The 12,702-nt window shown below is 41.1% G+C and carries 8 protein-coding genes and 8 tRNA genes; 5 read left to right on the forward strand and 11 right to left on the reverse strand.

Translation table 11 applies throughout. The features are described 5' to 3' along the window. Window positions 1-135: 135 nt before the first annotated feature. Window positions 136-1,449, reverse strand: coding sequence for a DcaP family trimeric outer membrane transporter (locus tag C9E88_RS12535; RefSeq protein WP_106985055.1), 1,314 nt, complete (start codon window positions 1,447-1,449; stop codon window positions 136-138). 718 nt (window positions 1,450-2,167) lie between these two features. Here C9E88_RS12535 and C9E88_RS12540 point away from each other — a divergent pair. After that, window positions 2,168-2,875, forward strand: a complete 708-nt coding sequence (locus C9E88_RS12540) for a nitroreductase (protein WP_106985056.1) — start codon at window positions 2,168-2,170, stop codon at window positions 2,873-2,875. Between the two features lie 50 nt (window positions 2,876-2,925). Here C9E88_RS12540 and C9E88_RS12545 read toward each other — a convergent pair whose 3' ends face one another. Then, window positions 2,926-4,137 carry a multidrug effflux MFS transporter gene (locus C9E88_RS12545; protein ID WP_106985057.1) on the reverse strand — a complete coding sequence of 404 codons (1,212 nt, stop codon included), beginning with the start codon at window positions 4,135-4,137 and terminating at the stop codon, window positions 2,926-2,928. A 142-nt stretch (window positions 4,138-4,279) separates the two neighbouring features. Here C9E88_RS12545 and yccS point away from each other — a divergent pair, with 142 nt between their 5' ends. From yccS to C9E88_RS12565, 4 genes are all read left to right on the forward strand, one after another. Beyond that, on the forward strand, window positions 4,280-6,454 hold the full coding sequence (yccS, locus tag C9E88_RS12550; RefSeq protein WP_106985058.1) for a YccS family putative transporter: 2,175 nt from the start codon (window positions 4,280-4,282) through the stop codon (window positions 6,452-6,454). Between the two features lie 85 nt (window positions 6,455-6,539). Next, complete coding sequence (locus tag C9E88_RS12555) at window positions 6,540-7,100, forward strand: hypothetical protein (RefSeq protein ID WP_106985059.1); 561 nt, start codon at window positions 6,540-6,542, stop codon at window positions 7,098-7,100. A 184-nt stretch (window positions 7,101-7,284) separates the two neighbouring features. Next, complete coding sequence (locus C9E88_RS12560; protein ID WP_106985060.1) at window positions 7,285-9,909, forward strand: PepSY domain-containing protein; 2,625 nt, start codon at window positions 7,285-7,287, stop codon at window positions 9,907-9,909. 119 nt (window positions 9,910-10,028) lie between these two features. Next, window positions 10,029-10,799, forward strand: coding sequence for a YdcF family protein (locus C9E88_RS12565; RefSeq protein ID WP_106985061.1), 771 nt, complete (start codon window positions 10,029-10,031; stop codon window positions 10,797-10,799). 25 nt (window positions 10,800-10,824) lie between these two features. Here the strand turns inward: C9E88_RS12565 and C9E88_RS12570 are convergent, their stop codons facing one another. The 9 genes from C9E88_RS12570 to C9E88_RS12610 form a co-directional block, all read right to left on the reverse strand. Beyond that, window positions 10,825-11,286 carry a DUF2750 domain-containing protein gene (locus C9E88_RS12570; RefSeq protein ID WP_106985062.1) on the reverse strand — a complete coding sequence of 154 codons (462 nt, stop codon included), beginning with the start codon at window positions 11,284-11,286 and terminating at the stop codon, window positions 10,825-10,827. Between the two features lie 116 nt (window positions 11,287-11,402). Further along, window positions 11,403-11,478: transfer RNA gene (locus tag C9E88_RS12575), tRNA-Val, on the reverse strand. Window positions 11,479-11,588: 110 nt separating this feature from the next. Further along, window positions 11,589-11,665 (reverse strand) — tRNA-Asp (locus C9E88_RS12580). 43 nt (window positions 11,666-11,708) lie between these two features. After that, window positions 11,709-11,784, reverse strand: a tRNA-Val gene (locus tag C9E88_RS12585). A gap of 23 nt (window positions 11,785-11,807) precedes the next feature. Next, a tRNA-Asp gene (locus tag C9E88_RS12590) sits at window positions 11,808-11,884 on the reverse strand. Between the two features lie 12 nt (window positions 11,885-11,896). Next, window positions 11,897-11,972 (reverse strand) — tRNA-Val (locus C9E88_RS12595). 22 nt (window positions 11,973-11,994) lie between these two features. Next, window positions 11,995-12,071 (reverse strand) — tRNA-Asp (locus C9E88_RS12600). 50 nt (window positions 12,072-12,121) lie between these two features. Next, window positions 12,122-12,198: transfer RNA gene (locus tag C9E88_RS12605), tRNA-Asp, on the reverse strand. Window positions 12,199-12,224: 26 nt separating this feature from the next. After that, window positions 12,225-12,300, reverse strand: a tRNA-Val gene (locus C9E88_RS12610). Between the last annotated feature and the right edge of the window lie 402 nt (window positions 12,301-12,702).

Here is a 12,702-nt window from a genome sequence, read left to right on the forward strand (position 1 = left end):
TTTATTTACAATAAAGTGTTTAAATTACGCTGTTTTTTTACTCAATTTTAAGTTTTATTTACTTCAAAAACAAAAAACAGGAGCATTAAGCTCCTGTTTTATATTGGCTTTAATTAACCATCTAATACTTCAGTATTAGAAGCTATATTTTGCCATTAAACCAACACGGTCATCGTTAAATGTTTTACCTGCAAATGTTTCACGTTTGCCGTCTACATATTCCAAGCCAAGCTCAATCGGTTTAACTGGTGAATAAATAATGTTTAACCAAGCCTGTTGTAGTTCTTTGTTGGCATTTGCACTGACATCTGAAGCAGCTTTAAGTGTTTTTGCATATTTAGTATCGTCATCCGCTAAAATAATGCCATAACCTAAAGTTGAACGAAGTTTTTCGTTAAATTTATAGGTTGCGCCCACTTGTACAGCAGTAAATTCATTTTGTTCAATGTTTTTACCATCAACAATATATGCTGAATTTGCGCCATATAAGTAGTTGCTGTTGCCTTGTGAATAAGATACGTCGCCAGTCAATTTAAGCTGTTCATTCACCGCATAGCTCGCACCTGCTGCTACACCCCAAGCCACAGCACTATCATCTGCAGATTTGTAGTTTTCAACCAATGCTCGTGCAGAAGCTGTGCCTTTACCTTCTGCAAAGCCTTGTGTAATTTTTGCAGTTAAGTTTGGTGCACTATATTTAGTCGCTGTATCAACAAGTTTTCCATCTTTATCATAAGATGGATATTTGCTATCGCCTTTTTCAGCAGCAACAAACAATTGCGTTTGTGGTGCAAGTTTTACGTTATAACGTACTTGAGGTACACGCGTTGTACCACCACCAATATTGGTACTGAAATCGATCATTTCAGGCGCATGGCTAGACAAGAAGTTTGATGTTGTTTGACCAAATAACCAGCTGTTATACGTTAAGTAAGCATGACGAATACGTAGTGCATCGTTTGTACCAGCAAAGTCAACTTCCAATTTACCGCCGACTTTATTGCCATCGCCCACTGGAGTATTAAAGTCTAAACCTAGACGTGTTGTTTTTGCAGTTGAACGGAGTTTGTCGCTCACGTCATTTTTAGATGAGTTTACGCCACCAAAGTCGTTGTCTGCACCTTCAATAATATAGTTTGCATCGCCACGTACAAAACCATATAGGTTAACTTCTGCACCCGCTTTAGATTTAAAACCAGACAATGGTGATGCAGTTGATGCAGCCACTGGTGCTGGACGTGCTTTTACTTGTTGAATGTCAGCTTGTTGCTGAACTTGTACTTGCTGTTGTTGTTGGATTAATGCCTTAAGCTCGGCAACTTCTGCACGTAGTTGTGCAATTTCTTTTTGTTCAGTTGTTGCGGCTTGCGCTGAGCTCAACATAATTGCAGTAACGGCCGCTGCTAAACTCACTTTAAGTACTGGCGCTTTAAGCTGTACAAGTTTCATATTTCCTCCAAAGAAATCTTTGTTTTAAATTTTAAATTGCATACATCGCATGCAAAAATTATGCTGAAAGACGATTATTTTTTGAAATTTTACATTTTAAGTAAAATCCCTTTCCCCCACAGTTGATGTGCAGATTCTATATTAATTTTTCTAAGCATTAACCCATTGCTTTATAATTTAATCATATAAACTAATCGAGCAAATTAGGAAGAGTTCTTAGAAAAATTAGCTTTCGCATTATGCGTGAAGCTCGTCCATTTTTATGTTTAATAGGTTAATATCCATACAAACAACCTACTCCCTTCTATCGATACAACTGCATTGCATCAAAGATGTTGGATATTTGAGCTAAATTTACCCAGCCTGACCATCACTGCTTTAGTCTTAGCTATACGCAATATTTCTGCCAAGCTTGGCATAAACCCTCAATCGTATGCTTTGATTATGTCGCATCACAGCTTAAACACTTGATGCCCTGTCATCTCTTTGTCATGTCCATACGTTAATGCTTGCACATTTCGACCCACCACCAACCTTTTAGGTATATTTTTATATCAAAAAGGTATTTAACCATTCATCAACTCTGTTTTAGTTTTATTCCACACAGCGCACAATCTTGCACATTTCAACACAGCGCAGTAAATAAACGAGCTAACTTACGCACTGCTCAGTCCAAGACAGCCATAAAAAATCACAATTTTAAAATAAAAGGATGCCCATGAATTCGTCTCTCACCCAAGCTGTCGACCACGTAATCAGGTCACGCCATTCTGTACGTGCTTTTTTAGATACCCCTATTTCTACCGAAATGTTGAAAGAGATTTTGCATGTTGCCAGTCGTGCACCATCAGGAACCAATACCCAGCCTTGGAAAGTCTATGTGGTGCGTGGTCAAACACGCGACCTTTTAGTTGAACGTGTATGTACAGCCCAAAATGAGTTATTTGTAAACCCTGCTTTGTCAGCGCAATACCAAGAAACTTTTGCCTATTATCCACAGCAGTGGCTTTCGCCATTTATTGAACGTCGCCGTGAAAATGGCTGGGGCTTGTATGGCTTACTCAACATCCAAAAAGGCGAAAAAGAAAAAATGGCGGCGCAGCAACTGCGTAACTATAAATTGTTCGATGCGCCTGTCGGGCTATTTTTTACGGCGCATGAGTCTTTAGCAGTTGGTTCTAAAATGGATATCGCCATGATGATTCAAAATGTCATGCTGGCTGCCAAAGCACGTGGCCTTGATACCTGCCCGCAAGCCGCTTGGAATCATTTCCATCAGCTAGTTTTAGATACGATTGGCGCACCCGCAGATGAAGAATTGGTCTGTGGCATGGCCTTGGGCTACGCAGATCCTGACGCGATTGTGAATCAGTTTTTAACGCCACGCGTTGCAGTCGATGAGTTTGCCGTATTTGTAGATGAATAAGCCCGTGCTGGGCATGTCATCGTACTTCCGTACAGCCACCCAGCGACAATTTAGCTTGCAGTTTGTTGCTGGTCGATGCGCATATATCGATAAGCCATAAATGCGACAGCAACAAAACCAAGCATCAGCACAGCCATATTGAGCTGTGCACTCCACATTAAGAAATTGAGAATGACACCACCCAACAAGCCACAGGCAAATTGCATACTGCCCATAATGGCGCTGGCTGTTCCTGCACGTGCACCTTGATGTGACATAGCGAAAGCCATTGCATTCGGACCTGTAAGGCCAATGCCAGATACCGCACAGAACATACCCAACATCACCAAAGGCAAGCTCTGCACAAACACTGCACTGAGTAATAAAACTAGCACCCCAAAACTTTGAATGCTCAATCCTAGTTTTAAGCGCCCATATACCGTGGTTTTATTTGCCAATACATTATTCAATGTCGATAGCAACATGATCCCAAAGGCATTAAAGCCAAAGGCATAAGCAAAATGCTGTTGCGACATGGCAAAGTCAACCATCAAAATGCTCGCGGATGCACTGATATAACAAAACAAGATCCCACCTGAGAAGCAACCAATCAGCATTGGGTATAAAAAGCGTTTGTCTTGGTAAATTGTGGCATACAGCTGTAGCACTTGCTTAAAGCTCAGTTCCAAACGTCGACTGGTGGGCAAACTTTCTTTAAAGAAAAAATGCACACAGAATAAACATACACATCCCATAAAAGCCAAGAAGCCAAAGACCGAATGCCAACTAAAAAATCCTAAAATCCAAGCCCCTATCGTTGGTGCTAAGATTGGGGCAATCCCCATCACAATCATCATGCTCGAAAAGGCTTGCGCTGAGCTTTGTACATCCAAACGATCACGAATCGTTGCTCGGGCAATGACCACACCTACACAACCACCCAAAGCTTGTAAAGTACGTGCGGCAATTAAACTCCATTCATTTTGCGTGAAGTAGCACATCAAACTAGCAACAACATACAAACTCAAGCCAAAATACAGTGGTTTTTTACGCCCAATACGATCACTCACTGGTCCATAAATTAACTGCCCTAAAGCCAAACCTAAAAAATATGCAGGTAAAGTATTGGAAATCATTTGCGTACTTACCCCCAAGTCCATCGCCATTTCGGGCAATGCGGGTAAGTACATATCAATGGAAAGTGGCCCTAAAGACGTAAGGAGCGCTAAGAGTAAAATCCAAGGCTTAGAGTAACTTGTGGGTGTCGTGATATTCTTCTGCATATTGATATTGGTATTTCATTTTTAAATAGGCACTATGAAGACAAGTTTACACTGCTCATAGTATGATTTGACTAAGACCATCGTGAAATTTCACACATTCTCAGCACTGTAACTCAGTCTATCGCTACGTAAAGGATCGACATTGAACTCTTGGCTTAGCCGCATTCAGCAGGCAACCTATAACACCACCTTTATGTACACACTGCGGATGCTGATTGCATTTGCAGGGACTGCGTTCGTCCCTTATTTCTATGGTAACCAACTGTATACCATTCCCTTAACCTTAGGTGTGGTGGCAGCAGGCCTCAGTGATATTGACGATCGCTTCTCTGTCCGCATTATGAATCAGCTTTATACCTATATAGGCTTTTTCATTACCGCTGTTTCCATTTATGTGTTGTTTCCTTATCCCATCCTCTTTGCGATTGGGCTGATTGTGTCCTGTATTGGGTGGATTTTATTGGGTTCTTTGGGTAGACGTTATGCCACCATTTCTTATGGTTGCTTAGTGATTTCTGTTTATTCTATGTTAGGTGTGCATTTATTTGAGCATTGGTACACCCAAGCAGGCCTGCTGGTTATTGGAGCCATGTGGTATGGCTTAATCTCGACCATTAGTTTTTTACTCTTTCCTGTACGCCAAGCACAAGATAAGTTAGCTCAAAGCTATTCATCTTTAGGCGATTTCCTCTTTGCCAAATCCAACTTGTTTGATGTCGATATGACGCCCACAAGTTATCAGCAAAGTATGATTGAGCTGTCCTTAGAAAACGGTAAATTGATTGCCATTTTTAATGACATGAAAACAGCGCTCCTGACCCGACTTAAAGGCGACCGTGGTCAAAAAGATACGCGTCGTAGTTTGCAATATTATTTTGTCGCACAAGATATTCATGAGCGTGCCGATTCTGCACATATTGACTACCAAAAGCTGGCCAAGATTTTTGAACATAGCGACATTTTATTTCGTTTTCAGCGTGTGCTTTCCATTCAAGCCAAAGCCTGTAAAGATTTAAGTATCAGTATTTTACATCGTCAACCCTATCATCATAATACCCGCTTCAAACATGCATTTCGTAATTTACGCCATTCTTTGGATAAACTACGCGCAGAACAACACTATGACCAAGTTTGGGTCAATGCGCTGTTTTCGCTGTACCAAAATTTAAAAGCCATCGACTCGCAATTACAAAACGTTGAAACAGAGCGCCATATTAAATTTGATAAAGTGAAACATGTCGAAAACCAACTCAAAGATGATGATCTCAAAGGCTGGGATGACGTCGTCGTACGAGTAAAACAACATCTTACACCTGAATCTGTGCTGTTCCGTCACGCCATCCGATTATCCGTTGTGCTGTTTATTGGCTATGTCTTTGTGCAATTAACCAATATTGAATATGGCTATTGGATTTTGCTTACTGCGCTGTTTGTCAGCCAACCTAACTTTAACGCCACTAAACGTCGCCTGTATTTACGTATTGTCGGGACGCTGATTGGGATTATCTTGGGTTATGCAATTTTGTATTTTATTCCCTCAGTCGAAGGTCAACTGCTCCTACTGATTTTGAGTGGTATTTTATTTTTTGAGCTTCGCAGTAAGCAATATGCACAAGCCACTGCATTTATCACCATTTTAGCGCTGATAAACTTTAATCTAGATGGTCTAGGCTTTGAAGCAGCCATGCCCCGTATGATTGATACTTTAATTGGCTGTGCCTTGGCCTGGTTTGGTGTGAGTTTTATTTTCCCCGATTGGAAATTCCGCCGTCTGGGGCGCACCATCAATCGTTCATTACAAGCACAGTGTGATTATTTAACCGAGGTGGTAGAACAATATAAACATGGCCGCAACAATGGTTTAAATTATCGCATTGTGCGTCGTGCTGCGCATAATACCGATGCAGATGTCGCCTCTTTAATTTCAACGCTTGCCACAGAACCAGATTTTGACAGCCATCAAAAAGCGCTCGCTTTTGAGTTTTTATGTCTTAACCACACTTTCATTAGCTATATTGCAGCCTTAGGTGCACATCGTGCAAAAATTGAAGACCCTGAAATTTTACAACTGATGGCACAAGCACTGGATGATATTCAAGGCGCACTCTTAAAAGATGAAGTCCCAGACTTAAGCGCACAGAATATGATTAGTCAGATTCGTCAGCGTTTAGCACTACAAAATGACGAAGACCAAAAGTCACTGATTATTTTGCAACAACTGTCTTTAATGTTTAGTATTTTGAAACAACTCAGTCAGTTAAAGCAAAATTTAAGTCATGACCATGATCAAAAGTCGACTGAATTGGCCTCATTATAATTTGAGTATTTTTGACACAATATGCTCCCTGAATCGGCATAAATAATGCTAAACTTTTGGGAGTTAAAAATCTGTTAGTTTCACTATGACCGCGAAAAACTTATACGCCTACACTTTACAGCCTATACCTTATGAAGTTTCTGAAGAAGAACAACGCAACGCGCAATTGGTTCTTTCACGTAGCAACTTCAAAATTGGCACCAAAGCATGGATCATCATGGGCGCTATTTTAGTGCTTGCGATGGCTGGCATCATTTTATTAAAAAACTATTCAACTATTTTCTGTTGGGTTGCTATCGTCTGTGTTGTGATTTACTTCTTGGTACGCAAATTTGGTATCGAGTGGTATGTTAAACGTAAACTGAAAGAAACACCTGTTCAAGAAATCAAAGGTTTACGCTTAGGTGTACAACCACATGGTCTATCGATGCAGCAACAAGTTGGCCTACAAATGGGCAATATGACTGTGGGCTGGAAAGACATTTATGAATGGTACAACACACCTGAATTCATCTTGGTGAACTTTAAAATTAAAGGCCAACAAGGTGCATATATTTTACCTAACCGTCTAGACAGTAAAAACTTCTCATTCAACACGATTCGCAAACACTTAAAAGAAACTGTAGGCGAAGCAAAAGCTGTTTAATTCTTGCTGTTGAATTAAAAAAGCCTCCTCTTTGGGGGCTTTTTTATGCTTGATCCTTCTCTTAAAAATTTGAATCAATGCATTAAAATGTAAATGAGAATAAATATTATTTGTAATCCACATTATTTTTACACTTTCTCAGATTATAATAGTTCTCATTTCGAACTCTCACGCCACCCCTCGCATGTTTAAAAAGATCCTCTTCCAACTCCACTGGTTTTTCGGTATTAGTGCCGGCCTGATTCTTTCCCTCATGGGTATTACTGGCGCTTTGTATTCTTATGAACAGCCCATCCAAAAGTGGCTCAATGCGGACAGTTATACGGTTCAGGTGCCCAATACACCCAAAATGACACCTGCTGAAATTTATCAACATTTTCAGCGTACAGATGCTTCAATCAAAATTAATAGCATCACGATTGAATCAGAAGCTTCAGCATCCTCTACTGTGAATATCGTCAAAGAAGGTGCACGTCGTGGTTATAACATGATGATTAATCCTTATGACGCGACCGTACTTCCAGAAGTTAAAGGCCGAGAATTCTTCCAATTTGTTCAGCAATTGCATCGTAATTTAACCGTTGGCCCTGTGGGTAAACAAATTACAGGTGCTTGTACGCTCATTCTGATTTATTTTTTACTCAGTGGCTTATACTTACGCTGGCCAAAAAAGCATTCTATAAAGCAATGGTTTGCAGTTAAACCTCAATTAAAAGGCCGTAACTTTATTTGGGATTTACATGCAGTGATTGGCACATGGGTGGTTATTTTTTATTTAGTTTTGGCATGTACAGGCTTGTATTGGTCTTATGGCTGGTGGCGTGATGGCATGTTTAAAGTTTTAGGTGTAGAGCGTCCACAACCTGAAATGCAAGCCAATGCAGGTCCGAGAGCACAAGGTTCAGAAGCTAAAGGATCGCCTACAAATGTGCAGCGGGCTGAAAGCACAGGCCCTACTTCCGAGGGTAAAAAGAATCCATCTGAGAAAAAAGGCTTAGCACCAGAACAAATCAGCTATGCGCTTACACAAACCTGGACTGGCTTTAACCAAAAGGTTGGACGTGAATACTCGAGTTTAACGCTGAATATTCCTAAAAAATCAAATGGTACGGTCGAACTCACCTTTGTAGACGCTGTGCCACAGCACGAACGTGCACGCAACAAAGCCAGCTATAACTATCAAACGACATCTATTGAAAAATTAGAACTGTATGAAGATAAAAAGCTGAATGAAAAAATTATGACGAGCATGCTTCCTGTGCATCGTGGTAGTTTCTTCGGGCCTGTTTATCAGTTCTTTGCCATGCTGTCATCTTTGATCATGCCATTGTTCTTTGTAACGGGTTGGATGCTGTACCTCAAACGCCGTAAGCAAAAGCGCTTAACACAAGAGGCACGTCAGAGCTTAACAGCAGTCAGTCTTGATCCGAATGCAAGCCCTTGGCTGGTAATCTATGCTTCGCAAACAGGCGTGTCTGAGCAATTGGCTTGGCGTACTGCAACAAGTCTACAAGAAGCTCGCCAACCTGCGTCCGTTAAAGCACTACAGCACGTCACCGTAGATGATCTCAAATCCAATGGCCAAATCTTATTGGTTGCCAGCACCTATGGTACAGGCGAAGCACCTGATTTAGCGGCAAGTTTTGAGAAAAAAATCATGACGCAAACACTGGATTTAAGCCATGTTCGTTATGCCGTTTTGGCTTTGGGCTCACAAGAATATCCTGAGACTTTCTGTAGCTTTGGTCATCGTCTTGATACATGGTTGAAGCAAAATACTGCTCAAGCTTTGTTCCCACTCATTGAAGTGGACAATGCCAATGCACAAGCGATTCAGCAGTGGAATCAGGCCTTAGCTAAAAGTACAAAACTTGAATTGCAAGCCATGACCATTGAAAAAACCTTTGATCAATGGCAACTAAAACAACGCACATTACTTAACCCAAATAGCTTGGGCGCGCCTGCATTTAATATTGAGTTGCAAGCCACGCATGATGTGCAATGGCAAGCAGGTGATATTGCCGAGATACAACCAGCCAATAGCCAGGAACGCATTCACGCCTTCATGCAACAACATCATATTGCGCCGCATGCCATCGTGGATACTACACAGCAATGTATTGAACAGATGCTATGGGATCGTGATTTAACAATTGAAGTTGAGCCCTTTGCCAACTTAGATCATTTGCTTGAACAGCTCCCGCGCCTACCATCACGTGAATACTCGATTGCCAGTATTCCAGAACAGCATGTACTGCGTTTGGTGATACGCCAACAATCTGATGCCCAAGGTCAATTAGGTCTAGGTTCGGGTTGGTTAACAGCACATGCGCAGGTAGGTGAGCAAATCGCTATGCGTATTCGTACCAACGAATCTTTCCATTTAATTTCCGACAATCGTCCCGTAATTTTAATTGGTAATGGTACAGGGATTGCTGGGCTTATGAGTCTACTCAGTGCACGTATTCGCTCAGACTTTACCCAAAACTGGCTGATCTTTGGCGAACGTCAACGTGAACATGACTTCTTCTATCAAAGTACAGTAGAAGCATGGCAAAATACTGGCATGCTGAAACGCCTTGACCTTGCTTTTTCACGCGACCAAGCAGAAAAAGTTTATGTTCATCATAAACTTCGTGAGCAAGCCAATGAACTTCGCACTTGGGTTGAACAAGGTGCTGTAATCTACGTATGCGGTAGCATTCAAGGAATGGCAACCGATGTAGATCAAGCGCTACAAGATATCTTGGGCGAAGCAAGCATTGATCAATTAAAACAAGAAGGCCGTTATCGTCGAGATGTCTATTAATGCACTCGGAAGGCATAACTTGTTGAATAAGAAACCGAGCATCATTGCTCGGTTTTTTATGCACGCCAAACCCAGTACACTTGCCACAGATATCTTGAGCACCTAACTCCTAATCCATTATGAAAAGAATAGTTGTATTAATCGTTGGTCTACTGCTTTGCATCGACAGCATTTGGCTACTTTGTTTAGGCGAAGACCATTTTGGGGTGCTGTTTCCACTCTTGCTTGGAGCTACGTTAATCCTAATTACTATTTTAAGCCCTCAGATTAAGATCTTATATCAGCAAAAAATCTGGTTTAAACGTAGTTGGATGTGTTTATGGGGAATATTTTGGCTGTGGCTTATTAGTTTGCTGGGATTTTTTGCTTATATGCAACACTACAGTAATCAAACGCAGTACATTCCAAATGTAAAAGCAATTATTGTGCTGGGCGGCGGTATTCAAAATAACCAACCAGCTCCTGCTGTCATTGAACGCTTAAACACCGCAGCTCGATTAGCAACTGATCATCCGAATATCCCACTGATAATGACTGGTGGAATTGGACTCAATAAAACAGTATCTGAAGCTTCGGTTATGCAACGTTATCTGATACAACAGCAGCACATTCCAGCTTCACGTATTTATTTAGAAGAAAAAAGTACCAGTACTGAACTCAATTTTGCCTATAGTAAAACAGTGTTAGCAAAACTAGATCTTGATTTAAATCAACCTATTGCAGTAGTCAGCAATGACTTTCACCTGCCCCGTGCTATCGCAATTGCCCACCACCAAGCATATCGTCAGGTATATGCAGTATCCGCTCCAACACCGCTATACTTACGCTATAACGCTTGGCTAAGAGAATATTTTGCCTATATCAGTGGATATGCATTAGGTGAATATTAATCAGCACCATTGGCTTGCTATAAAATTAATTTAAACGGATATTGCGCGGTAAAGGAAAGTCCATTTCTTTAAAGACTTCTGGTCGCTGCGTATATACCTGATATAAATAATTTTTTAAATCTAGTAACATTTTTTCAGGGGCAACCAAAATATTCTGCCCTTCTGGTGTTAAATCCAGCGACAAAGCAGTATTTTCTTGACGTAAAAAAGGAATGACTTTTTCAATAAAATCTTTAAGTGAAATTTCTTGAATTTCGTATTTTGCCCAATTGTCTTTAATCAGCAGTTTAGCCAAACTTTTATTACGCCACACAGCAAATGCTTTTTGGCCTGTTGGTGTTGCACACAAAGCCCAGCCATCTTGATACAGTGCGATTAAATTGCCCTGACCAACAAGGTGTTCAATAAATTGTTTATAAATATCTTGAGGATTAAAAGTTGTATTTTGTGTTTTAGACGCGGCCTTGCGCTGATAAGGATTTCTCATTATTGTCCATACAAATTAAAATTATTATACATTACGGATTTTATGGAAAAATTATGCAATAGGCAATATCAAAGCAGTGCGCTTAATACTATTTAAATTGAGATATATAGAAAATATGGTGGGCGCTGACGGGATCGAACCGCCGACATTCTGCTTGTAAGGCAGACGCTCTACCAACTGAGCTAAGCGCCCTGAGGAATAAAAACAACGCTGTTGTTTTTACGACGCAAGACAAACGAAATTTGTAGTCTTGGTATTTGAAACATCTTAAATCTCAGGAATTTAAGACTTCTTAAGATAAATGGCGCAGCGGACGGGACTTGAACCCGCGACCCCCGGCGTGACAGGCCGGTATTCTAACCAACTGAACTACCGCTGCATCACGTTACTTCCGAGGAAGCACATTATATCTTAAAGATATATGGTGGGCGCTGACGGGATCGAACCGCCGACATTCTGCTTGTAAGGCAGACGCTCTACCAACTGAGCTAAGCGCCCTTTAAGGGTTTTGATTCTAGGAATGGCGCAGCGGACGGGACTTGAACCCGCGACCCCCGGCGTGACAGGCCGGTATTCTAACCAACTGAACTACCGCTGCATCACAAGAATCTGGTGGGCGCTGACGGGATCGAACCGCCGACATTCTGCTTGTAAGGCAGACGCTCTACCAACTGAGCTAAGCGCCCTCAATATGCTAAACTGTGTAAATGGCGCAGCGGACGGGACTTGAACCCGCGACCCCCGGCGTGACAGGCCGGTATTCTAACCAACTGAACTACCGCTGCACTTACACAATATCGCTATTGCGGATCAAACGATGTTTTTAGATTTAAAGTGGCGCAGCGGACGGGACTTGAACCCGCGACCCCCGGCGTGACAGGCCGGTATTCTAACCAACTGAACTACCGCTGCACTATAAATCTAACAATGAAAGAGTTTGGTGGGCGCTGACGGGATCGAACCGCCGACATTCTGCTTGTAAGGCAGACGCTCTACCAACTGAGCTAAGCGCCCTTTCAAAGCACTTCATCGCTTGATGAGGTGCATTATAGAGAATCCTCACCCAGTGTCAAACGCTTTTATGCCAGTTTTCCACTTTTTATGTTTGACTGATTAAAAAATAAGTAATCTGCTATAAAAATCAACATTTTCTGCTTATTTTTTAATTCAATGCATTCATTTCATGTAATGAATGCACATAAAAATGCTTTTTATTTTATATCGACTAGCCTTCACGGTATATTTATTTAGCGTGATATTCAATTTTCACTGTAAAATCGCATCATTTTTAAGCAGCGTTGTTTTTAAAAAGCATTTTTGGACTTGCTATTTAAATTTAGGCCATCAATTGAATTGCTATTAATGAAAACTATAACGCTTGTCTTAAGCATTTCGCTTATATCATAAATAGATGAG

Origin of the sequence: Acinetobacter cumulans (genome assembly GCF_003024525.3) — a bacterium.
GTDB lineage: Bacteria > Pseudomonadota > Gammaproteobacteria > Pseudomonadales > Moraxellaceae > Acinetobacter > Acinetobacter cumulans.